This window comes from Pediococcus ethanolidurans, from assembly GCF_001437405.1.
In the GTDB taxonomy this organism is placed as follows: Bacteria; Bacillota; Bacilli; order Lactobacillales; family Lactobacillaceae; genus Pediococcus; species Pediococcus ethanolidurans.
The window spans coordinates 1-24,669 of the sequence record NZ_JQBY01000027.1 but is presented as its reverse complement, the minus strand read 5'-3'; the positions used below and the strand labels follow the sequence as shown (position 1 = coordinate 24,669).

24 protein-coding genes are annotated in these 24,669 nt (G+C 34.8%); 22 read left to right on the top strand and 2 right to left on the bottom strand.

From position 1 onward, the window contains the following. Positions 1 to 348: 348 nt before the first annotated feature. The gene (locus IV87_RS09550; RefSeq protein WP_057807717.1) at positions 349 to 726 is read right to left on the bottom strand and encodes a DUF4828 domain-containing protein; all 378 of its coding nucleotides are present in this window, start codon (positions 724 to 726) and stop codon (positions 349 to 351) included. Positions 727 to 901: 175 nt separating this feature from the next. On the opposite strand from IV87_RS09550, the gene IV87_RS09545 reads away from it, so the two are divergent. From IV87_RS09545 to IV87_RS09460, 18 genes are all read left to right on the top strand, one after another. Then, complete coding sequence (locus IV87_RS09545; RefSeq protein WP_057807715.1) at positions 902 to 1,903, top strand: Gfo/Idh/MocA family protein; 1,002 nt, start codon at positions 902 to 904, stop codon at positions 1,901 to 1,903. Between the two features lie 17 nt (positions 1,904 to 1,920). After that, positions 1,921 to 3,267 (top strand): DEAD/DEAH box helicase, encoded by a 1,347-nt coding sequence (locus IV87_RS09540; RefSeq protein ID WP_057807713.1) that lies wholly within the window; start codon positions 1,921 to 1,923, stop codon positions 3,265 to 3,267. A 15-nt stretch (positions 3,268 to 3,282) separates the two neighbouring features. Continuing rightward, a complete protein-coding gene (gene thiD / locus IV87_RS09535) occupies positions 3,283 to 4,107 on the top strand; it encodes a bifunctional hydroxymethylpyrimidine kinase/phosphomethylpyrimidine kinase (protein ID WP_057807711.1) in 825 nt (274 codons plus the stop codon). Positions 4,108 to 4,273: 166 nt separating this feature from the next. Then, positions 4,274 to 5,425, top strand: coding sequence for a serine hydrolase domain-containing protein (locus IV87_RS09530; protein WP_057807709.1), 1,152 nt, complete (start codon positions 4,274 to 4,276; stop codon positions 5,423 to 5,425). Between the two features lie 17 nt (positions 5,426 to 5,442). Then, positions 5,443 to 6,195, top strand: a complete 753-nt coding sequence (locus IV87_RS09525) for a YveK family protein (protein WP_057807707.1) — start codon at positions 5,443 to 5,445, stop codon at positions 6,193 to 6,195. 8 nt (positions 6,196 to 6,203) lie between these two features. Continuing rightward, complete coding sequence (locus tag IV87_RS09520) at positions 6,204 to 6,959, top strand: CpsD/CapB family tyrosine-protein kinase (protein WP_057807705.1); 756 nt, start codon at positions 6,204 to 6,206, stop codon at positions 6,957 to 6,959. Then, positions 6,946 to 7,725, top strand: coding sequence for a tyrosine-protein phosphatase (locus IV87_RS09515; RefSeq protein WP_057807719.1), 780 nt, complete (start codon positions 6,946 to 6,948; stop codon positions 7,723 to 7,725). The genes IV87_RS09520 and IV87_RS09515 overlap by 14 nt, the downstream gene beginning before the upstream one ends. A 27-nt stretch (positions 7,726 to 7,752) precedes the next feature. Beyond that, positions 7,753 to 8,685 carry an NAD-dependent epimerase/dehydratase family protein gene (locus IV87_RS09510; RefSeq protein ID WP_057807704.1) on the top strand — a complete coding sequence of 311 codons (933 nt, stop codon included), beginning with the start codon at positions 7,753 to 7,755 and terminating at the stop codon, positions 8,683 to 8,685. A gap of 13 nt (positions 8,686 to 8,698) precedes the next feature. After that, a complete protein-coding gene (locus IV87_RS09505; RefSeq protein ID WP_057807702.1) occupies positions 8,699 to 9,358 on the top strand; it encodes a sugar transferase in 660 nt (219 codons plus the stop codon). A 20-nt stretch (positions 9,359 to 9,378) separates the two neighbouring features. After that, on the top strand, positions 9,379 to 10,230 hold the full coding sequence (locus IV87_RS09500; RefSeq protein ID WP_057807700.1) for a glycosyltransferase: 852 nt from the start codon (positions 9,379 to 9,381) through the stop codon (positions 10,228 to 10,230). Positions 10,231 to 10,262: 32 nt separating this feature from the next. Next, entirely contained in the window at positions 10,263 to 11,492 is a 1,230-nt protein-coding gene (locus tag IV87_RS09495; protein WP_057807698.1) for an EpsG family protein, read from the top strand. Between the two features lie 13 nt (positions 11,493 to 11,505). After that, complete coding sequence (locus IV87_RS09490; RefSeq protein WP_057807696.1) at positions 11,506 to 12,651, top strand: CDP-glycerol glycerophosphotransferase family protein; 1,146 nt, start codon at positions 11,506 to 11,508, stop codon at positions 12,649 to 12,651. Position 12,652: 1 nt separating this feature from the next. Further along, on the top strand, positions 12,653 to 13,534 hold the full coding sequence (locus IV87_RS09485) for a beta-1,6-N-acetylglucosaminyltransferase (protein WP_057807694.1): 882 nt from the start codon (positions 12,653 to 12,655) through the stop codon (positions 13,532 to 13,534). Positions 13,535 to 13,546: 12 nt separating this feature from the next. Next, positions 13,547 to 14,548: a glycosyltransferase family 2 protein gene (locus tag IV87_RS09480; RefSeq protein WP_057807692.1), complete on the top strand. Its 1,002-nt coding sequence runs from the start codon at positions 13,547 to 13,549 to the stop codon at positions 14,546 to 14,548. Positions 14,549 to 14,550: 2 nt separating this feature from the next. Beyond that, on the top strand, positions 14,551 to 15,405 hold the full coding sequence (locus IV87_RS09475) for a glycosyltransferase family 2 protein (protein WP_057807690.1): 855 nt from the start codon (positions 14,551 to 14,553) through the stop codon (positions 15,403 to 15,405). 317 nt (positions 15,406 to 15,722) lie between these two features. Continuing rightward, the gene (locus tag IV87_RS09470; protein WP_057807688.1) at positions 15,723 to 17,141 is read left to right on the top strand and encodes a flippase; all 1,419 of its coding nucleotides are present in this window, start codon (positions 15,723 to 15,725) and stop codon (positions 17,139 to 17,141) included. 141 nt (positions 17,142 to 17,282) lie between these two features. Then, positions 17,283 to 17,774 (top strand): acyltransferase, encoded by a 492-nt coding sequence (locus IV87_RS11250; protein ID WP_057807686.1) that lies wholly within the window; start codon positions 17,283 to 17,285, stop codon positions 17,772 to 17,774. A gap of 122 nt (positions 17,775 to 17,896) precedes the next feature. Further along, positions 17,897 to 18,925, top strand: a complete 1,029-nt coding sequence (locus IV87_RS09460) for an LCP family protein (RefSeq protein ID WP_057807684.1) — start codon at positions 17,897 to 17,899, stop codon at positions 18,923 to 18,925. Positions 18,926 to 19,202: 277 nt separating this feature from the next. Here the strand turns inward: IV87_RS09460 and IV87_RS09455 are convergent, their stop codons facing one another. Continuing rightward, positions 19,203 to 19,745 carry a VanZ family protein gene (locus tag IV87_RS09455; RefSeq protein WP_057807682.1) on the bottom strand — a complete coding sequence of 181 codons (543 nt, stop codon included), beginning with the start codon at positions 19,743 to 19,745 and terminating at the stop codon, positions 19,203 to 19,205. 212 nt (positions 19,746 to 19,957) lie between these two features. Between IV87_RS09455 and IV87_RS09450 the strand changes: the two genes are divergently transcribed. The 4 genes from IV87_RS09450 to IV87_RS09435 all read left to right on the top strand — a co-directional run bounded on the left by IV87_RS09450 (position 19,958) and on the right by IV87_RS09435 (position 24,589). Next, positions 19,958 to 20,413 carry a DUF2715 domain-containing protein gene (locus IV87_RS09450; protein WP_057807680.1) on the top strand — a complete coding sequence of 152 codons (456 nt, stop codon included), beginning with the start codon at positions 19,958 to 19,960 and terminating at the stop codon, positions 20,411 to 20,413. Between the two features lie 180 nt (positions 20,414 to 20,593). Continuing rightward, positions 20,594 to 20,833, top strand: coding sequence for a hypothetical protein (locus tag IV87_RS09445; RefSeq protein ID WP_057784947.1), 240 nt, complete (start codon positions 20,594 to 20,596; stop codon positions 20,831 to 20,833). Positions 20,834 to 21,044: 211 nt separating this feature from the next. Continuing rightward, the gene (locus tag IV87_RS09440) at positions 21,045 to 22,694 is read left to right on the top strand and encodes a peptide ABC transporter substrate-binding protein (protein ID WP_057807678.1); all 1,650 of its coding nucleotides are present in this window, start codon (positions 21,045 to 21,047) and stop codon (positions 22,692 to 22,694) included. 233 nt (positions 22,695 to 22,927) lie between these two features. Continuing rightward, entirely contained in the window at positions 22,928 to 24,589 is a 1,662-nt protein-coding gene (locus IV87_RS09435; protein WP_057807677.1) for a peptide ABC transporter substrate-binding protein, read from the top strand. Positions 24,590 to 24,669: the final 80 nt, after the last annotated feature.

Here is a 24,669-nt window from a genome sequence, read left to right as displayed (position 1 = left end):
TCACTACTGAGCCCATTTGCTTCCAGACTAAATCTAACCCTTGCGATCTACACATCGATATAAAAGTTATGATATCAGTGTTGTGAGCATTATTGAAGTGTCAAACGTTCTTAGTCCGGAGGCGATTGGTCTCAGGGGTGAAACTATCCTTAGCAATTCATTGCTTAGGATAAGGCCGAGTTTGAAGACAAGTGTACCTCTTGGCTTCAAATCGTGCCCACCCCGTTCCAGACCAAGTGAGCCGCAGGACGGCAGTTAGCCTACTTTTTAGGTTAAGTCGTTTAACAGTAGCTATTGAAGTAATTTTGATACCTTCAACCTTTAGTTAAGGTCGATAAATTCATAGGCTTACTTTGTGACCTTGTAACTGCCTCTCAAAATAGGGTAGGTGGCATTCTCTGTTTCGTCGTAAATGGAAACTGGCCGATCATCGTTTGCTTTGATTCGGATATGGTAGCCGTAACTGTCAAGAAAGCTGATGGTGTACTTATCCCAATTCTCAACTTTTGCTTTAATTAAGTGGTCATCGAGCAATAAATCAAAGTTGGGTCGAATTTCAACTGTGTGAATACGATTCGAATCATTTGTCCGATAATTCCATGTGCCCACAAAAAATAAGGGATTCTCAGGTTGTTCAGGCTTATCATTTTCTCGGAGCTTTCTTGATGTCATAATTCCCGTTAGAAACGAAACTGCGAACAAACCAATGCTTTTAAGTTTCACCATCCTCAAATCCTTTCAGTAAATTTTTCTACCCTAAGAATAGCATTTATAAAGGGTAAAAACATGTCAATTTAATTAAATTTTAACGATTTTTAGGAAGTGCCTCCCTTTTAAATATACTTACCCTGAAAACACTGATAAAATAGGAAACGAAGAAATAAAAATTGGAGGGTAGACTATGATTAAACTGGGAATTATTGGAACTAACTGGATCACACAACAATTTATTGATGCGGCGCACGCGACCGGAGAATATAAATTAACCGCTGTGTATTCACGAACAGTTGAAAAAGCAAAAGATTTTGGGAAACCTAATGGTGCCACTATTTTTTCTGACAATTTAGATGAGTTCTTTGCCAACGATGCGCTTGATGCGGTGTACATTGCGTCTCCAAATAGTTTACATTTTGAACAAGCAATGCTGGGAATTAAAAATGACAAAGCCGTGATTGTTGAAAAACCAATCGTGGCTAATATCAAACAAATGGAAATTTTGCGTGAAACACTGGAACAGCATCCACAATCACGCTTGTTTGAGGCAGCCCGACAAATTCATCAACCGAATTTTAAAATCATTAAAAACCAAATTAGTAAATTAGGTCGCATTCAAGGTGCGACGTTAACTTACATGAAATATTCTAGTCGTTATGATGCTGTGTTAGCCGGTCAAGAACCGAACGTGTTTACTCTTAAATTTGCGGGAGGCGCCTTACAAGATCTTGGGGTGTATGTTGCCTATGATGCGGTGGGCTGGTTTGGCATGCCTGATGATGTGGCTTATTACCCAACTCTTGCGCCGACCCGTGTTGATGGCAAGGGCGTGGCGATCCTGCGTTACCCAGAATTTGACATCACGTTAAATATCGGGAAAACCAGTAATTCATATCTGCCTTCCGAAATTTATGGACTGAAGGATACAATTGTGATGAGTAATCCTGCTGATTTAGAAACGGTTAGTTACCATGATGCTGAGGGTCACGAAACATTGATTAGTGAAAAGCCGGCAGATAATCCGATGATTAGTGAAGCTGCGGACTTTGCCAGGGTGATTAATGATCCGCAAAATGAAAAGAATGATCGAGATTATTGGAAATGGCTTGATTTAAGTCAAAATGTGGCCAAACTATTGTATAATTTACGTCAATCCGGTAAAATCGTTTTCCCGGATGATAAAAAGTAAACAGATAAGGATAAAAAATGGATAAGCAATTTGAACAATTTTTTCAACAACAGGGTTTTAAAACCCAAACAGCGATTCAAACCGCTGTTTATGAACCATTAAAAGAAGATCGCTCATTAATTGGGCTGGCACCAACCGGATCTGGTAAAACGCTCGCGTTTGCCATACCATTACTTGAAAAAACGGTTCCTGGTGGTAACACCCAAATTTTGGTATTATCCCCTTCACAGGAACTAGCTGTCCAAACAACGGACGTTTTTCGTCAGTGGGGAGCCGTTAATCACATCAAAGCTACTTCACTAACCGGCGGTGCAAATATGCAACGGCAGATTGAACGTTTGAAGAAACATCCTGAGGTTGTCGTGGGTACGCCAGGGCGCATGCTGTCACTGATCCATGAAAGTCGTCTGAAACTCAAAGATGTGCAAACCATTGTGGTGGATGAAGCCGACGAATTACTAAATGGCGAAACGTTGGATGAGGTGCGTGAAATCGTGATGAGTGCACCAGTGGATGTCCAATTGGCCTTCTTCTCGGCAACGCAAGCCAATACCGCAGAAAAGCTTTCGGAAACCTTTGGGGTGGATGTTGAACAATTTGACGTCCGTAAAACAGATAACACACAGGGTGAAGTGATTCATGGACTGGTCCGCGTGGCTGCCAGTAAAAAGGTGACCTATTTACGCCGGTTGGCTAAATTAAAACATTTTCAAGCTTTGGTGTTCTTTAATCATGTGTCGACTTTGGAACACGTTGCTGCCGAATTAAAACACCAGCATGTTTCCAGTGTGAAGTTGGCGGGCCATCAGGTGCAAACGGAACGTGCCACCGCAATGCGACTTTTCCGTAAGGGTGATGCAAAACTATTGTTAACCACAGAAATGGCCGCAAGAGGATTGGACATTGCCGACTTACCAGCCGTAGTTAACTTCGATTTACCGCAAGATGCGACGGCATATACGCATCGCACCGGGAGAACTGGTCGAATGGGCAACACCGGAATGGTTGTGAATATGGGAGATGATCACGATTTACGTGATTTACGTAAACTAGTCCCTGAAGTCACCTTCAAACCATTGTTTTTATTGCACGGAAAGTTAACGGATCAAAGAGAAGTATTAACTGACGATGAAGCACCAGAAGTTACCGTCAATACTGAAGAGGTTGCTGAAACAAAAGAAGTCGAAACTAGTGCTAATAAGGTAGCAGCGACTACGACGGAAAAACCAACCACGAAACCAACAGGAAAGTCCAAGCCAGTAAAGGCAGCGTTTGTTGGTGGTAAGCCCAAGAAAAAAATTAATCGTAAAAAGCATTCCAAGAAAAAGGGAATGCGACACAAAAATATTGAACGTTATGAATGATAGGAAGTAAGAGAAATGACAACACCATTAAAAACTTTAACAATTGCCGGCAGTGATACAAGTGCCGCTGGTGGGATGCAAGCAGATTTAAAGACGTTTGAAGAGTTTGGTACCTATGGAATGGTGGCTTTGACTTGTATTGTGACGATGGATCCTAAGGACTGGAGTCATCACGTCAATCAAGTTGATCCACAGCTTTTAAAGGATCAGCTGGCAACTGTCTTTAGTGGTGGCAACCCAGATGCCATGAAGACAGGGATGCTTGGCGATCAAGAAACGGTTGAAATTGCCTACCATACAATTAAGGATCATCACTTAAAAAATGTGGTGATTGATCCCGTGATGATTTGTAAAGGCGAGACTGATGTCTTGAATCCAGACGCAGCTAATGCAATTCGTGATTTATTGATGCCACTTGCAGATGTAGCTACCCCTAATTTGTTTGAAGCCGGGGTCTTATCTAGAATGGGTACATTGCATGATTTAGATGAAATGAAACAGGCTGCTAAGAAAATTCATGAACTCGGTGCGAAAAATGTCGTGGTTAAGGGTGGCAAAGGCTTAGATAGTGCTGAGGCTGTGGATGTCTTTTACGATGGTAAGACATTTGAAACCTTATCCTCTAAAAAACAGGCCACTGATCGCAATGCTGGTGCTGGTTGCACATTTGCAGCCGCTGTTGTTGGTGGCCTCGCCAATGGCTTGAGTGTCGCGGATGCGGTTCATTTGGCAAAGAAGTTCGATACAGCCGCTATTCAAAATGGCTTTGATTTGAATAAGTTCCTTGGCCCAGTCTTCCATCCAGCGTACCGAATGCAAGAAGTTGGTAAACTTGTATAAAAAGTAAAATAATATATTTTTCGGGAAATCGTTTGCGGGTAAATATAAATAACGATTTCTTTTTCTTTATTACTAGAAAACGAATAAAATAGGCATTGCATGCATGCTAATAAAATGATAATGTATAACTTGAATGTGGTAAAATTTAAAAGCGGAGACAATCTATATGAAAAAATTTTTACTCTGGTTTTTTTCAGTTATTGCAGTGCTATTAATTTTCAGTGTTGGGTGTTTTGTATTGGCCAAGTACAAGACAAATAGCATGGCACATCGTTATTACGAAAGATTTTTTGAGAAATCTGTAAGTAATAATCTGAAAAATGATAAATTGACTGAGGCTGTTTATACAGTTCCGGTAGCTGCCAAAACCGATACGAATGCCAAGAAGGTTGATTCAGCTTTGAAAGCTAATAATTTGGTTGGCTCTGCAGCGATTGTTCGAAATGGTAAATTAAGCTATGTGACATCGCGAGGGCAAAGTAAGTATCCAAGCGGTGCTAAGAACACTGAAACCACGATGTATCAAATTGGATCTGCACAAGACTTGATCACAGCTGCATCAGTGATGTATTTGAAAGAGCATGGCAAACTTAGCTTAAGCGACAAAATAAGTAAGTATTATCCGAAAATAGACCACGCTAAACATATTACGGTAGACCAATTACTGAATATGACTTCTGGATTAAGTACAATTACTGATGCTAAAGCGACTGAAAGTTTTCCAACCTTACTTTCATGGAATGAGCAACATGTTGTCAGCAGTAGGGTAACCGGAAGTTACGATTATCAATCTGTCAATTATGTGCTGTTAGCTGGGATCATTCAAAAAGCTAGTGGTCAACCATATAGAGAGTTTGTTAAAACCCATTTGTTGGATAGGCTAAATTTGAAACATAGTGGCTTTGCCTTAAATGAATCACAACGTAGTAAACTGGCTACCTCCTATGAAGATAGTTATTCGGGTGGTAAAATGGCTACAACGGGTATGACTAAACTACAGAGTACGAAACTTGGCCCGTATCAGATGTATATGAGTGTTAAGGACCTGACCACCAGTTACTTCTATATATTAAGTGGTAAGTTGATTAGTAAAACTAATGTAAAAGAGTTAACACAAACTGATAACTCAAAATTCTCCGGTGGCGTTTATCCGAGTGATACCGGGTTTACCGTGCATGGACAATTAGGCGGTTATCAAGACAGCATTCAAATTGACACCAAAAAGCAGAACGGTGTTTTCTTGTTAACCAATTATGTACCAACAGGAATTAAGAATACCCAGACGGCACCAATTATTTATAATAAGGCGTTTGAATAGACAGGTTGGAGGAAGTTATGGATCAAACAGGTAGTAATGTAGTGACTTTTAGTGAAATTTTATTGACACTACGTAAACACGTTAAATTAATATTAGGAACTACAGTTATCATTACAGCATTAGCAGCAGTGGTGACTTTCTTTGTGATGACACCCAAATATAGTGCGGGAACTCAGATCTTAGTTAATCGAAAACTGGATGCTAGTATGGCCGGAGCACAGCTGCAGACTACTCAGGCTGATATTGCCATGATTAGTACATATAAAGATATTATTACGAGCCCAGTTGTTCAAACAACAGTGAAGAAGCAAACACAGAATTTACCAGGGTCAGCAGATAGTAGTGTAAGTGTCGCTACGGAAACTAACTCACAAGTTTTTACAATAAATGTTACTTCCTCGAATCCAAACACTGCAGCTTCGGTTGCAAACAAAACAGCTACAATTTTTAAAAAACGTATTGTCAAAATGATGAGTATTAATAATGTGACGATTGTTTCAAAAGCGGTCACAAATAATCAACCAGTATCTCCACGTATTAAATTGAATTTATTGGCAGGTATTGTATTGGGTTTGATTTTGGGAATTGGTTTAGCCTTTTTAAGCGAATTTAACGATAAGACCGTTACTGATGAAAGTTTCTTAATCGATGATCTGGGGTTAACTAGCTTGGGTATTGTTAATGAAATTAGCCAAAAAGATATAGATCGTCAAGTTCGGGATCAAGCAGCCGGATCTGAGCGAACAAATAAGATGCGACGAAGGGTTTAGGTGAAAAAATGCCATTATTTAGAAAAAAACGTAAATTAGATAATGAAAGTCTAAAACGGGGAGTCGGATTAATTACAGTGACCGACCCAAGTTCAGTTGTGGCTGAACAATTCCGAACAATTCGTACCAATATTCAGTTCTCTTCTGTGGACAAACGGTTACAATCGATTGTGATTACTTCTTCGGAACCTTCCGAAGGTAAATCAACAGTTAGTTCTAACCTGGCTGTAGTTTGGGCCAAACAAAAGCAAAAGGTTGTTATTATTGATGCCGATCTTAGACGGCCGACAGCTCATCGAACTTTCCATGTATTGAATGCGGCTGGTTTATCTAGTTATTTGACAAACAATGCAGTATATGAAGAAATTATTCAAACTACAGATGTACCTAATCTTAGTGTGATTTCAAGTGGACCTGTTCCACCAAACCCAGCAGAAATATTGAATTCACATCGAATTAATAATCTGTTAGAACGACTACAAACTGAATTTGATATGATCATTATTGATGCACCACCAATTAATACGGTAACTGATGCGCAATTATTGGCTAATAAGGCAGATGGTGTTGTTTTGGTTGTCCCTCAAGGGATAGCTGAAAAGGGTAGTGTTACGCATGCTGTGGATCAATTAAAAACAGTCCATGCCAAACTATTGGGAACAATCATGAATCGCTTTAAAGCTGATAAGTCACCAGGATACTATGGTGGTTATTACGGTGGCGATTATGGTGGTTATTACGGAGTAGATGATAAAGATGATTGATTTACATTGTCATATTCTTCCTGGAGTAGATGATGGTTCTCCAAATATGGAAACGTCACTAGGATTGGCAAAAGTTGCAGTTGAACAAGGAATTACGCACATGTTGTTGACACCTCATCATATGGATGGCGATTACTTAAACCATAAGGCGGATGTCATTGCGAAAACGACAGAGTTTCAAGAAGAACTTGATCGAAATCAAATTCGTTTAACTGTTTTTCCTGGTCAAGAGGTGCATATTACGGGAGAGCTGATGCAGGCGATTGAGCGTGATGACATTTTGTTTGCGGATGAGAGTAACCGTTATTTGATACTTGAGTTGCCACATAACGAAGTACCGGAGTACACTGATAAAATGCTGTTTTCCTTACAAGCTCGCGGAATAACACCAGTACTAGTTCATCCTGAACGAAATCAAGGTTTTATGCAAGATCCAAGTAAGCTTTATGAGTTTGTGGCACAAGGTTGTTTAACCCAATTAACGGCCAGTAGCTATGTTGGCGTATTCGGAGAACATGTGCAACATTTTACCGAACAAATTGTTGATGCTGGATTGGGGTTTGTATTTGCTTCTGATGCCCATAATTTTGAAGGTCGAAATTTCAAGATGGTACAAGCATTTGAAAAGCTTGAAAAAAGCAAGGGTAATAGATTTGCTGAGATATACAAAGAAAATGCAAAAAGTATTATTAATGGTGATGATGTAATCTTGGGGGAGATACATCATATAGATAATAGAAAAAATAAAAAGTTTTGGTTTTTTTGAGAATATAGTTTTGGAGGATTAAGAATAGTGAGTAAAGTTTTAGTAACGGGTGGTGCAGGTTTTGTTGGATCAAATTTGACAGATGAACTAGTCGAGGATGGCGATGAAGTTATAGTAGTTGATGATCTTTCGATGGGGATTTTAGAAAATCTAAAGAAATCTCCTCAAATTAAATTTTATCAAAAAAGTATCACTGATTACGAATTTATGAAAAAATTATTAATAAATGAAGAGTTTGATTATATTTACTTATTAGCTGCTGTTGCCAGTGTCGCTGATTCAGTTGCACGACCATATGAAACACATAAAATTAATCAGGATGCCAATATATTTATATTAGAAACGATAAGGAAACATAAGTTAAATGTAAAAAAGATATTGTTTACGTCTTCGGCCGCTATTTACGGAAGTAATTTACAACTACCGAAAAAAGAAGATTCTCCGGTTGATCCATTGACACCATACGCAATTGATAAGTTTGCTACTGAACGTTTTGTAATAGACTATGGAAGATTGTATGGATTGCCAACCGTTGCTGTCAGATTTTTCAATGTGTATGGACCTAGACAAAATCCACAATCACCATATTCAGGAGTGTTATCACTCATTTCACAAGCAATTAAACATCGATCGGCATTCACATTATTCGGTGATGGTAAACAAACACGTGATTTTGTTTTTATTAAAGATGTAATTCAAGCCTTAATATTGCTGACTAAGCAAAATAAAGTTACACAACAGGTTTTTAATGTCGGTTCGGGGCAGTTTGTCAGCCTTCTACAGGTAATAAAAACATATGAAAGTATCTCAAATACACAATTAAAAATGATCGTGCGACCAGAACGCTTGGGTGACATAAAAAATTCATATGCAAATATCGATAAGATCGAACTGTTGGGATATAATCCAAAATTTGATATAGAAACTGGATTAAGGTTGTATTGGAAATCGTTAAATTAATAGGGGCGATATCATGGAAGAACATTTGGAAAAAAATGTAAATAGTATAACACAAGAAAATTTTGTTGATAAACTGAATCAACCATTGCAAAATAGTTACCTACCAGTTAAAAGAATGTTTGATGTTATTTTTTCTTTTTTATTATTAATACCCGGTTCACTTCTGATATTAATATTTATGATGTTGCTTAAGTTGGAAACACCTGGTAAAAGTTTTTATCGGCAAAAAAGAGTTGGAATAATGGGAAAAACAATTATGGTAACTAAGTTAAGATCCATGTATTCTGATGCTGAAAGTAAATCCGGAGCAGTATGGGCAAAAAAAAACGATTCACGAATCACTAGAGTTGGGCATTTTATGCGGAGAACGCGTATAGATGAACTACCACAATTGTGGTCGGTTATTAAGGGAGATATGAGTTTGATCGGACCAAGACCAGAAAGGCCGAATTTTACGCAACAGTTTAGTGAAGAGGTCGAGGGCTTTGAACAAAGATTAATAGTTAGACCAGGTTTGAGTGGCTATGCGCAGGTTCACGGAGGTTATGATGACGATCCTCAAAAAAAGCTAATTAATGATTTATATTATATTAAACATATAAGTTTCACTACTGATTTAAAAATTGTGTTTGCCACCGTTCGAGTGGTGCTAACGGGAGACGGAGCAAGATAGAAAGTAGGTCATATTGTTTCATGTCACAATTTGCCTTGGAGAACGAACAAGTATTAATATATACAGGACTTATGTCGATATACTTTAAAGAGAAACCTAAAAATCTTAAGATAAGTCTCGAAAGCATTATTAAACAAAAACTATTGCCAAGTGAAATGGTTGTAATTGAAGATGGTACCTTTAATGAAAAATTAAAAAAGGTTTTAATTGAGTTTCAAAGGGCATGCGAAAAATTACATATTTCGTTCAAAATAATCAATCATAAAGTAAACAAAGGATTAGGAAAGTCTTTGAACGAAGGATTAAAATATTGTTCAAACAATTACGTTGCAAGGTTCGACAGTGATGATATTAATTTACCAGATCGAATGGAAAAAACTATGAAAGTTTTTCAATATAATGGGAAATTAAGTGTAGTTGGATCAAATGTTCAAGAGTTTGGAGGTAATCGTGGTCATATTGAAAAGAGAGTTCCGTTAACTTCCTCAAAAATTATGAAACTTTCAAAGTTTCGCAATCCTATGAATCATATGAGTGTGACCTTTAAGAAAAACATCGTTGAATCTGTTGGTGGATATGAGGATGTTCCGTATTTTGAAGATTATTATTTATGGTTAAAAATGCTAAAAGGTGGATATGTCTTTAAAAACATATCCCAATCTTTGGTGTTGGTCCGTGTTGATGAAAATTTTTATAGTCGCAGAGGTGGAATTCAGTATGCGAAGAAAGAGCTGAAATTCCAAGTGAAAATTTTTAAAATGGGATACATATCGTTTCCAAGGTTTGTGTTCAATTGTATTGTGCGAGCTATACCTAGATTTTTCCCAAAAAAATTGTTGGCAGTAGTATATAAAATCGTTAGACATAGTTAAAAACCAAAAAATAGAATTGTAGGTTGAAACACATGCTTATTATATTACCATTCATAATTTTATTAGTACCCTTCGTAGGCCTGCCAATAGTTTTGTTTGATTTTATTGATTCAAGTAAATTTAGGATAATTTCATTAATTTCTTTAAGCCTTTTCTTTGCAGTAATGGGGTATTACTTTGTTCCCAATGTTGGAACTGATTTAAGTAGATACTTCACAAATTATGTGGATTATTATAGAAATTTTTCTTCAAGTATTTTTTGGAAGCAAATCATTTTAAGTAATCCTTTTTTTATTGTTCAGGATATGTTGTTTTTTGTTTCATCAAGGTTTAACACTGATCAAGTTTTGCCATTTTTTACTATGTTTTTGGTATATGGTAATGGCTTTTTCATTATTAAATGGTATTCCATGATTAATAATTTGCGAAGAAGCATTGTGTTAAAGATGGTACTAATATTCATAACAATTGCTCCCTTTTCAACATTAGTCAATAACATTAGAAATATTTTAGCAGTTTCAATAATATCTCTCGCTATTTTTTTAGATATGTATTTAAAAAAACGTAATATGTATGTGCTGCTATTATACTTGATTGGGGCTTCCGTACATATAGCGGTAATTCCCGTTATTGTGTTACGATTTTTTATTGGTTTCTTATTTTCTATATTACATATCAATTTTAAGCTTATGGCGCTTAATTTGTCTTTTCTTGTAATAAGTACTTACGTAATTGTTAAATTTGGGTTAATTGAAACGCTCCTTTCAAAAGCTAATTCGTATTTGTCAGGCGGTGAAGGAACTGAGCTTGGGGAATGGTTTTCGGCAGCCGACAGTAGTGGTATTCAGTCTGTTAATAAATATTCTGCATTTGTGATGTTATTATTGATAACTATTACATTGGTCTTATTTATTATCAATAAAGAAGAAAAAACAAGTTCAACGTTCTTTTCTAATGAATTGAATGTCCTTTTAATTGGTGTTTTTTGTGGTGTCTTTTTTCTAATTTTCAGACCAGGGACTACTTGGTTTAGATATTATATGGTTTTCTTGTTTTTTATACCTTTATTATTTGTGCAAATATTAAAGCTTAAAGAAAAATTGTTTAAAAATATGTTATTATTCTCGTTATTCTTTTATTGTCTTTTGATGTTTATTGTTCAAATTTATGTTCTTCAGTCACAAACAAATATAGGCACATTTGTAACTAACATTTTGGGGAGCCCAATATGGGGATTTTTTAAATTACGTTTTATTTCTTAGAAAGGATTTTTATATGAAAAAGATACTTGTATTTTTGATTGATCATTTTTTTCCAGTCTTCATATTTCCAATAAGAAAAAATAAGATTGTAGTGGATTCTTTCCGTGGCAATGACTATTCGGGAAATTGTAAATATATAGTAGATAAGTTGATAGAGTTGTACGGAGAAACTTTTGATATTGTTTGGTTGGCTAAAAATACAGAGAAAAAAAAGTGCTATCCTCCATCTGTCAGAGTTGTAAAGTACAATTCGTTACAGTCACTTATTGAGTTAGCAACAGCAAAGATATGGATTGACGATTTTAGAAAGAAATATTTTCCTCCAAAAAAGCGACGTCAAATATATTTACAGACATGGCATGGTTTCATTAGTCTAAAATATATTGAAGGAGACACTGAAAGTTCGTTACCATACGAATATGTTAAAGAAGCCATAAGAGATGGTCATGCAATTGACTATATGGTTTCTGGAACAAAAAGAACAACAGAATTATATAAAAGTGCTTTCTGGTTAGGGAAAAATGCTCGAATATTAGAGTTCGGGACTCCTCGAATTGATGCTTTTTTTAATGTAAATTCTGCAGTAATAAAAGATGTAAATGATTATTTTATGTTACATGATTCCACAAGAATATTATTATACGCTCCAACTTTCAGAAATACTGAAGATTATGATTATTCGTTAAATTTCACAAAATTATTGGAAGAAATTGAAAAGAAATTTGGTGGGAATTGGAAAGTTATGTTGCGACTACACCCTAATGTGAAAGGTAAAGAACGTAGCTATATTGAAAAAAATCCAAATGTTATTGGTGTTTCTGATTACGACGATGTCCAAAATTTAATAATAAGAGCGGAAATAGTTATTACAGATTATTCATCGCTTATGTTTGATGCAATGATGAATGAAAAAAAAGTATTTTTGTATTTTCCTGATTTGATGACATATGTCAGTGAAGAAAGGAAATTTTATTTTAAGCTTTCAGAATTACCTTTTTCAAATAATACGTTATTTGAAAAATTATTGAAGTCAATAAAAAAATTTGACACGCGTAAATATGAAGAAAATGTTAAAAAATTCAAATCAAGAATCGGAATTTTTGAAGATGGTAGAGCATCGGAAAGAATTGCGAAATTCATAAAAATGAAGGCTAAATAAAGTGAAAAAGAAAGACGATCAACATGCTTTCTTAATAATGATAAGTAAAATTGATGAACAATTTTTCAAACTAATCAATGCATTATTATACGAAAGCAATGATATTTTTGTACATCTTGACAAAAAAGCCAAGGTTCCTACAAATGAAAATTTGATTTTTTTTAAGAAAAATCAAATTCACTTTTTTCAAGAAATAGAAGTTAACTGGGCAGGGTATTCGCAGGTTAGAACCGAGTTGTTTTTGTTGGGAAAGGCAACTCATAATAAAACTAAGTATAAATATATTCATTTATTGTCTGGATCGGATTTGCCAATTATATCAAATCAAAAAATTCATAAATTTTTAAGAGAAAAAAATGAAGAATTTGTGGAAATTCAAGAAATTAATCAAGAAAGTTCAATGAAGAGAATTCGGTATTTTTATCTATTGCAAGAGTGTATTGGTAAGCATCATGGAATTTTATGGGCGTTACAGAAATGCTTAGTTTTAATACAAAAATTGATTGGAGTAAACCGAATTTCTTCAAATTCATTAAAAATTGCCAAGGGATCAAATTGGTTTAGTATTACAGAAGACTTTGCAAATTTTATTTTTCAGAAAAAAGAGTTTATAAAAATGCTTTTTAAAACTGGACAAGCAGTTGATGAGATGTTTGTACAAACTTTATTAATTAATTCGAAGTTTAAAAAGAATTGTGCAGATCCGAAATGTGGTAACTTAAGATATATTGTTTGGGGAAAGAAAAATTCACCTAAAATATTAAAAAGCCAGGAAGATTATATAAGTATAGAAGCATCCAATAAATTGTTTGCGCGTAAATTTGATGAGAAAGTAAATAAAGTAATTATTAATAAAGTATTATCAAAGGCCAAAGATTTATGAAAGGATTTTTTAATGAAACAAGGCGAGATTGCACTTTCGGTTATTATTCCAGTATTTAATGTTGAAAAGTATGTCGAAGATTGCATAAAAAGTGTACTAAAGCAAGATTATAAAAATTTCGAGATTATTGTAGTAGATGATGGATCTACGGATTCATCTGGGAAAATTTGTAAAGAACTTGCTCGTAATAATGATAAGATTAAATTAATTTGCCAGGAAAATATGGGATTAAGTCAGGCAAGAAACTCTGGGATGCTTCAGGCGGTTGGTGAATACGTTCTTTTTGTCGATTCAGATGATGTCTTAATTCCTAATTCTTTGAACCAGATAATGAAATTTATACATCAAAAACAGCCGGACTTTTTAAAATTTGGTTTTAAAACAATTCCACAGAATTATAAAATTGATGCAAAGAACTTTTCTGCTCAGTCCGTTGAAATACAAGCTAAAATTAGCAGGAACGAAATGCTGGATAAGCTACTGACAGGAAAAATTCCTAATTATTCTTGGTCTTTTATTGCAAAAAAAAGTATATATGTTGACAATGGTATAACTTTTCCTAGAAATAGACTTTATGAAGACTTGGCAACTAGTTACAGGGTAATTGCAGCTTCAACCACGCTATACAAAATGGAAACAGTTTTTTATCTATACAGACAAAGAAATAACTCAATTGCCAATCAACATAATTCGAAAATTGGTCCAGATATTTTAGCTTCATTAAATGAAATATCTGTTTTCTTTAAAAATTATTTTCCAGGAATGCTAGAAAAGCATTGGAATATGTATGTGTATTTTTTACTGTTAGCCTTTTACGAAAATAGTAAAACAAGAGGTAAAGATGATACTGAATTATTTAAGAATCGAAAACAATTGTTAAAATTTTATAGTTTACGTAAAAGTAAAAATATTAGTTGGAAATATTTTATTAGTTTAATTTTGGTTAAATTTAAAATATTCGTTCCCATACAAGATATAAGAATAGGTATCAAAAAAATGATTTCGAGGATTTAAAGATGTATAAAGAAGTTTCAATAATTATTACTCATTATGAAGATCCTTTTGGATTAGAGAATTTATTAAAATCGATATATAAAGAGGGGATAAGTTATGAAGTAATTGTGGTAGATGATTGCAGTAAAAAAAATATAAAACAATTGGAACAGATTAAAAAAAGATATTACCAGGTGATTTGGGTGGAAAATCCCCAAAATATTGGGGCTGGATTGAGTAGAAACGTTGGCTTAACCAACGCAAGTAAAGAATGGATACTTTTTGCTGATTCAGATGATGAATTTCTGCCAGGCTTCTCAAAAATTATAAGTAGTTCCGCAATAAGTAAAAACGATTTGATTTATTTTCCACCAAAACTAAGTAGTGAAATTGTAAAACAAAATGATTATAGAAAAAAATATGTTAAATTAGTTAATGATTTTTTTGCAAAAAAAAAATATGCTGAATTGAATTTACGAACCCAATTTGGAATTGGACATTCAAAACTAATAAGAAGAAAACTTATTTCTGACAATAGATTGCATTATGAAAATAGAATGATGTTTGAAGATTCTCTATTTAATTTGCAAATTGGATTACTTGCTAAAAATGTTGGTGTAGATAGGCGCTCTATATATTTAATTAACAATAATAAAGAGTCACTTTCTTCAAGTAAAAATATTAGTTATAACAAAGATTATACAGAGGTAATGGTTGAAAGATATCTTTTTGAAAGGAGCCATTTGACATATAACGAATTAAAAAATTTAAAAGCCACAAGAATTAATCTATGTTTTCATGTGCTTGTAACAACAAAGAAAATATCATATGTATTTATGGCAATTAAAACCCTGTTTTATAAACGTAAACTGTACTAACAATATCAGATTAATAATTAATAAAGAATAATACTTGATAAAAACATGAGTGTAATGATCTATATAATGTTGAATTCTTTAACGTTTTAGATACTTAATTGTGGGAAAAAATAAATCCAAATAATATGCGCTGTTCATCTGTAAGTGTAAGATATATTATTAAATTGAATATGCTGTGAGTGTTTTTAACTATTTCAATGCTTATGCTACTTATTTATTAAAGTCAATCTGAACTTATATTTGTAAATAAAAAGTAACGACAAATGATATGTGAAAAAACTTGCAATCAATAATTAATAACGAAGAGGAAGCTCCTTATGAATGTAATAAAAAATTTTGTTTACAATACATCATATCAATTGTTTGTATTATTAGTACCACTTGTAACTACTCCGTACATTTCTAGAGTTTTAGGAAGTGAAGGGGTAGGAATTAACGCGTACACAAATTCTATCATACAATATTTTGTTTTATTTGGCAGCATAGGGATTAGTACATATGGAAATAGACAAATCGCATACCAAAAGAATGATAAATTTAAATTAAGCCAAACATTTTGGGAGATCACATTTCTTAGAATAATTACAATATCAATTGCTTACATCCTATTCATATGGTTTCTGTCGTTCAACAATAAATTCAAGTTTTATTTTTGGGGACAATCGTTTCAAATTATTGCGGCAGCGTTAGATATCTCATGGTTATTTATGGGGCTAGAAGATTTCAAACATACTGTAATGAGAAATTTTTTAGTGAAATTTTTATCCTTATTATTCATTTTTACGTTAGTTAAAAATCCATCAGACCTAGGGGTATATATACTAATTTTGAGTTTATCTACATTATTTGGTAATCTTTCCCTCTGGGGTTATTTGAGGAAAAAGGTAGTGAGACCTAATTTTAGAAAATTTCATATTTTGATACATTTAAGGCCTTCAATATCATTATTTATTCCACAAATAGCTATTCAAATTTATTTAGTTTTGAATAAAACTATGTTAGGAAATATTTCAGGTGTCAGAAGTGCTGGTTATTTTGATTATTCAGATAGAATAGTTAAAATTGTTTTGGCATTGGTTACTTCGTTAGGAACTGTAATGTTACCTAGGATGGCCAATGTGTTTGCAAATAAGGAGTTTGCAAAGATGAAACAGTATTTATATGTTTCAGGAGATTTTACAAATTTTATAGCCGTCCCGCTTACCCTTGGCTTAGCAGGTATTGCTCCAAAGTTTGCACCTTGGTTTATGGGACAAGAATTTGAAATCACTGGAAAATTAATATCAATTGAATCCGTAGTGATTTTTCTAATTGGCTGGGGATCATTAATAGGAACACAATATTTAATTCCGACTAATCAAGTTAGTAAATATACTATAGCCGTTAGTGTCAGCGCAATTGTAAATTTAGTGTTAAATGTACCTCTTATTTATACTTATGGAGTGGTGGGGGCGACTTTTGCAACAATTGCTTCAGAAATAACTTCCACTGGGCTACAAATGTTCTTTATTCGCAAACAAGTAAATTTTGCTAAGATGTTTAACGGATTTTGGAAATACTTAATTGCTGGATTTCTAATGTTTGTAATAGTTAGATATTTCAATAGTATTATGAATATGTCAATAGTTAATTTAATATTACAAATTATTACTGGAATATTGATTTATTTTTTGGTGACTTTTTTATTACATGCACCATTTATTGTTACCATAAAGAGGTTTATAAAGAACAAATAACTTGGTGTTGATGATTTTTTATAACAACCGCAAGATCAATTTATTACTTAATTTTTAAAAGTAATAGACTATTGAAGGGGTAAAAAAACGCTTTTAATCTGTGATGCTATAAATGAATTTATATTGTGGAGGTGAAAAGTTTTGAATAGATTCAAGTTACTTTTTTTAAGGCACTTTTTTAACAAAACTCCTGATAATTTTATACTGTTTGTTGCAAAAATTCTGGGAATAAAAATTGGAGTTAATTCATTTTTTAGAACACCAGATTATGTTGATACTCTTAATTTCTCGATTGGAAAAAATAGTTTTATTAATAAAGATTTATTTGTTTATAGTCATAATTATACTAATGCAAAAATCACTATTGGAGATAATGTTTTTATCGGACCAAAAGTGAAAATGGTTTGTGTAGATCATAAAATTGGCAGTAGTCGACAACGTGCTGGCGAACATATTGAAAGACCAATTATCATTGGCAATGGAGCTTGGATTGGAATGAACGTTACCATAATGCCTGGTGTTGTGATTGGTGAGGGGTGTGTTATTGCAGCTAATTCGACGGTTTTGAAAAATACGCATGCAAATGAGTTGTACGTTGGAACGCCAGCAAAAAGTATTCGTAAACTAAATTAAAGATATTATTGGTAGACTTATTATTTGTACTGACTTTTAGAAGAGATTAAGATTGTTCATTTTTAATGAATTCATTGGAACAATGACGTACAATAGCGGTAGTTAATTTCAGGAGGCGTCTCATGAGACATGAACATATACGAAAAAAACATACGGTAAGAAACATAATTTTGACAATTATTTTGATTCTTTTGGTTTCAGTGGGTGCTTATGCGGCTCGTAAGTATTATAACTTGAAGCATGCAGTAGACAATACATACCAAAGTGCGGGTATCAAGAAGTATCGAAACGCCAATTCAGAGATTCAAAGTAAGAGCCCAATTTCAATTTTAATTATGGGAACCGATACAGGAGCGCTAGGTCGTTCTTATAAAGGCCGAACAGATACAATGATGCTTGTTACGTTAAACCCAAAAACGAACAAAACAACCATTACAAGTATTCCTCGTGATACAGGTGTTACAATCCCAGGTTATGAGAGTGAATCACCTTCGAAGATCAATGCAGCATATGCATTTGGTAGTGCTGGTACATCAATCAAAACGGTGCAAGAAATGTTAAATGTACCTGTTGATTTCTATGCATTAATGAATATGGGTGGCATGGAGAAGGTTGTTAATGAAGTTGGTGGTGTGACACTAACACCGACTCTGAGTTTTAGTTACGAGGGTTATAAGTTCACTAAGGGTCAGTCTGTTCACATGAATGGAAAGAAGGCCTTGGCATACTCAAGAATGCGTTATGATGATCCTAAAGGTGATTATGGTCGACAGACACGGCAACGAGAAGTTATCATGGCGATTATGAGCAAGTCCGGTTCGATTTCAGCCTTACTAAATAAGGACTTCTTAGATTCTATTTCAGCTTCAATGAAAACTGATTTGACATTTAGTGATTTATCCGCGTTAGCACAAAATTATCGTGGAGCAAAAAAGACGGTTTCACAAACCCATCTTCAGGGGACTGGTGAGACTGTTAATGGTCAAAGTATGGAGATTATGGCAAAGAGTGAGTTACAACGAGTCACAAACTTTAACCGTTCTAACCTTGGTTTGGCACATGCTAAAACCGGTAATATTGCATTGAACGTTTCTTCTAGCTCTACTTCGAATAGTAGTGTGGAGAGTGATAATGTGAATGCTGGAAATTAGAGGTTCTTGGATTTATTAAAGACTAAAAAGTGAATGCTGAATATGTGTTATTGATTTTTAACACAATTAAATAAGACGCTTATTAACCAATGAAACAATGGATAATAAGCGTCTTGGCTTATTTGCTGCTATCTTTATACGCTCATAGATAACGTATCATGTGGTGCGATTTATGATTTTTAAAGCGAAAAATTCTCTAGATGAATAGTTAAAGCTTAATGCATAACTGATTTTTATAATTATATTGTTCTATTCAAATACCAGACTTAAAAAGTCCTCAGAATTTTCCATTCTGAAGGCTTTTTTCTTCACTGCGTATAAATAAATTGAACGGGGTCATTAGATAGAAACCAAGGACAACTCCTAACCCGTTATGAATGACATCCATGATATCTACAGTTCGATTGATGTGAACAAGTTGATCTAAGACAAACTGACCGCCTTCATTGAATACGGCAATGCCCAAAGCGATGAACAAAACCTCAAATAAAACTGGTCGATCTCTAAAACCAAAGATATATAGATAGACACCAGCTGGAATGGTCATGATTACATTCAGGATGGCCTGCATACTGTAATCACGGTAGGGAATTGCAACTACTTTTGCGTAACCTACATGAATGGTTTGAAAAACAGCATTCATACTGAATGAATAAGTACCAGGCGTGAAAATTAAGTAAAAAACACTAATAACATAGATGATGAAGGTGGTTCTTACTAAAATTGAAAATGGTGATGGATTTACACGCATTTTTTTGATGTTGTAGACGGCAACTAGTAATGAAATTATTACAAACGGTAAATATTGAAGTATTGTCATTGAACCACCTCCCAAATTGATTAATGTTTTAATTGTATCGCATATTTAACTAGAATAAAACCTTTAAGCATAAGGGTTTTAGTTAACTTTTTCTAAACATCTTTGTACTTCTTTAAACTTTTTCAAAAAAAGATTGCATTCGAATTCAGAAAGCTATATGATGAACTTGTAAATAAATTGTAATATTAATGTAACATTTGGAGGCGGTTTTGATGAAAAAAGTAATGCGCTTTTTATTGGTTGTTGGATTAGCAATGGGGATGTTTATGTTAACGAATAGTACGGAAACTCAGGCCGCTTCCCGAACTTCCGTACCAGTCGCAATGCGAGGTAAATGGTACTTAACTAAACGAACAGGATTGAACGTTAAAAAGACGTCAATGGTTGGTTTGAATCATACCGTTATGGAAAAGACATACGGTAAGTATATGGTGTTCAAACCTTACTATAAGGGCAGCTATTCACTTTCTGATAAACGATGGGGATTTGGCTTTTTCTTCAAATTAGTTACGGTTAAAGGAAAGAATGGTCGCAACTACAAGGCATTGGCAATGTGGGGTCAAGGCCCTGAAGCACAACTATATTACAAGAAGCTTAATAAAAATGAACGTCATAGTTTATCATGGCGTAAAACGATTAAATTAATGAATGGACAAAAGAAATTCTAGCGTCTGGCTTTACCATTTGGGTTAAAATCTTTATAATAGTAGGAGCACTGTGATGAAAGTATTTTCGAAGTTGGTAATCTGTGATAACATAGCGCAGTAATTGGAAAGATTTTCTGAGACAGGAGTAAGCTTTGAAACATAAATTAAGTTTTTGAGGATACCCACGAAAGGATGCTAATAATGGAAAAAAATGAAGAAGAACCAGTCAAGAAGCCTTTTGATGTTGGCGATAAAGTACACGTTAAAAAAACTGCTTTGTTACCAACTGGATTTGACGGACAAGTTGGAAAAGTTTATGAAAACTCCATCTTGATTGATATCGATCCTGATACGGTGGCTAAGGCTCGCAGCGAAGAATTACACGATTTACATGGACGAGTAATTGTTCGTTTTGCTGAAGCTAAAAAGATTGAAGCATAATGCATTATTGAGATAAATAGAATATTGATTTTCGAAAGAAGGGATCTGCTAGTCAAGCAAATTCCTTCTTTTTTACGCTGCTTTAATATAATTCACATTTTTATTTAATTTTGGGTTGACACAGCGCCTAAACGGAACTACATTTAGATTAAATTATGATTAGATGCTTTCTCATAATTAAATGTAAGAAGGCAAGGGAGTTGTACAAGTAATGAAAATTAAGAAGCAAACAGCAACGATTTTGGCCGTCGTTCCACTGTTACTACTGGCTGCATGTGGTAATGGGAGTTCTGCATCGAGCAGCAAGGGCAATTTGGCAGCTAAACAGGTGGTTAATTGGACAGAATCTTCAGAGTTACCCTCAATTGATCCATCGTTAGCAACTGATGAGATTAGTTTTAACCTCTTAAATAACACCAATGAAGGGTTATATCGATTAGGCAAGAATAATAAAATTGAACCCGGGATGGCAACTAAGACCACTGTTTCAAAAGACGGCAAGACTTACAAGTTTACTTTACGTAAAAATGCCAAATGGAGCAACGGTGATTCAGTAACCGCCCAAGATTTCGTTTATTCGTGGCAACGAATTAACAATCCCAAGACAGGTTCACAATATGCATACCTGTACAGCGGAATTAAAAATGCGGATCAAATCCAAGCGGGCAAAAAATCAGTTTCAACTTTAGGAATTAAAGCTACTGGTAAATATAAACTGACTGTGAAATTGGATAAGGCAATCCCATACTTTAAGTTGTTAATGGGCTTTCCAAGCTTCTTCCCACAGGATCAAAAAGTGGCTCAGAAGTACGGAAGTAAGTATGCAACGCAGAGTAAGTACCAAGTTTACAATGGTCCATTTACCTTACAAGGATGGACGGGTACTAACAATAAGTGGAGTTTAGTAAAGAACAAAAAGTACTGGGATAAAAAACATGTGACCTTAACCAAGATTAATGATCAAGTTGTGAAGGATACTGAGACGGGCTTGAATCAGTTCCAAGGCAAACAAGTCGATCAAACTGCCATTTCCGGAACACAGGTAGCTAACTTGAAGAACAGTAAATCCTTCTTCTTAGGCCGTGAAGCACGAAATGCCTATCTTGAATACAACTACAAAAAGATTAAAGCTTTCCGAAACTTGAATATTCGTCAAGCAATGTCGTTAGCAATTAATCGTAAGCAGTTAGTAACTAAAGTCTTGGCAGATGGTTCAACCACACCAAAAGGTTTCGTTACCGATGGTTTGGCAAGCAATCCGAAGACGGGTGAGGATTTCGCTAAGGAAGCTTACAACGGCGGAACTGGTGTTACCTATAACTTAAAAGAAGCTAAAAAGTTATGGGCCAAAGGTTTGAAACAAGAAGGCAAGAAGAGTGTTACTTATAATTTGATGTCTGATGATACGGATGTGGGTAAGAAGACTACTGAGTTCTTACAAACACAACTCGAAAAATTACCAGGATTGAAGATCAACGTTGAAAACATCCCTTATAAGACACGTTTGGCGCGTTCTGCAAAGGGACAATTCCAATTGGTTGTGACGCTTTGGGGAGCTGATTTCTCCGATCCAATTTCTGATTTAGGTTTGTTTACTTCAACAAACAGTTTTAATAATGGCAAATGGGGTAACAAAGAATACGACAAGTTGATTGATGCAGCTAATAATGGTGATGCTAACAACACTGAAAAGCGTTGGGAAGACATGGTCAAGGCTGAAAAGCTTTTGATGAGTCAACAAGCCAATGCACCACTTTACAATGGTGTCGCACCACAACTGATCAACACTAAAGTAAAAGGTTATGTTTACAATACAGCCGGTGTGCCATGGAACTGGAAGGGTATGTACGTAACCAAATAATTGGTAATTAGATCAAAATTAAAGATTCGTGATGACTGAAACAACAGTTCATTACGAATCTTTTTTTTGATAATTTTAATATTACTCATAAAATTCACACTTTTATAGCATTTTTTAATATTCGTTTAACTTTTGTATTGACAAGAATGCAACCATACGCTATATTTAACATTAAATTCTGGTTAGACGGTTTCTCATAATCAGAATCAAAATATAGAGGAGTTGTTTCGTAGATGAAATTCAAAAAAGGCTCGGTAACTTTATTAGTTGCACTTCCCCTGCTGTTATTAGCTGCATGTGGTAACGGTAAGTCATCTTCATCAAGTAGTAATGGCGTAGATAAGAGTAATTTAGCTGCAAAACAGGTTGTCAATTGGACAGAAAAATCAGAATTACCTTCAATTGATCCATCAATTGCAACTGATCAGATTAGTTTTAATGTGATGAACAATACCAATGAAGGCTTATATCGTTTGGGTAAAAACAATAAAATTCTTCCGGGTATTGCCACCAAGACCAAAGTATCCAAAGATGGTAAAACGTATACTTTTACCCTTCGTAAAAATGCGAAGTGGAGTAATGGTGACAAGGTAACAGCCAAAGATTTTGTTTATTCTTGGCAACGCATCAATAATCCGAAAACTGGTTCCCAATATGCATACTTGTACAGCGGTATTAAGAATGCCGACCAGATCCAAGCTGGCAAGAAACCAGTTAGCAGCTTAGGAATTAAAGCTGATGGCAACTATAAATTAACGGTTACCCTCGAAAAAGCCATTCCATACTTCAAGTTGTTAATGGGCTTCCCAAGTTTCTTCCCTCAAAATCAAAAAGTAGTGGAGAAATACGGTGACAAATACGCAACGCAAAGTAAATATCAAGTTTACAATGGTCCATTTACCTTACAGGGATGGACAGGAACCAATAATAAATGGTCATTAGTTAAGAATAAAAATTACTGGGATAAAAAACACGTTTATTTAGACAAATTAAACGATCAAGTTGTTAAAGATACGCAAACTGGATTGAACCTTTTCCAAGGCAAACAAGTGGACCAAACTATTTTATCCGGAACACAAGTGGCAAATATGAAGAGCAGCAAGTCCTTCTTCTTAGGTCGTGAAGCGCGAAATGCTTATCTTGAATACAACTACAAGAAGATCAAAGCTTTCCAAAACTTAGATATTCGTCAAGCAATGTCGTTAGCAATTAACCGCAAACAACTGGTTAATAATGTTTTGGCAGATGGATCAACAGTACCAAAGGGCTTCGTTACTGATGGTTTAGCAAGCAATCCTAAGACTGGTGAAGACTTTGCCAAAGAGGCTTACACTGGTACTGGTGTGAACTATGACCTGACAAAAGCCAAGAAACTTTGGGCAAAGGGATTAAAAGCAGAAGGTAAAAAGAGTGTAACTTACACCCTGATGGCTGATGATACCGATGCCGGCAAGAAAACTGCCGAATTCTTACAATCACAGTTGGAAAAATTACCGGGCTTGAAGATCAATGTTCAAACGATTCCTTACAAAACACGTTTGGCTCGTTCAGCTAAGGGACAATTCCAATTGGTTATCACACTTTGGGGAGCTGACTTTTCCGATCCAATCTCTGATTTAGGTTTGTTCACTTCCGATAACAGTTTCAACAATGGTAAGTGGGGCAACAAAGAGTACGATAAGTTAATTGACAAGGCAAACAACGCGGATGCAAATAATACGCAGAAACGTTGGGAAGATATGGTCAAAGCTGAAAAGATTTTGATGAATCAACAAGGAAATGCGCCATTATATAATGGTGTGGTTCCACAATTAATCAATACAAAAGTTAAAGGCTACATTTATAACACTGCCGGTGTTCCTTGGAACTGGAAGGGTGTTTACGTAGAAAAATAGATCACGCAAAGATTCAGATGGCTGCGAGTTAGCGGCTATTCTGGGTCTCTGTCAAACATCCTAAAGTAAGAGGTATCAAG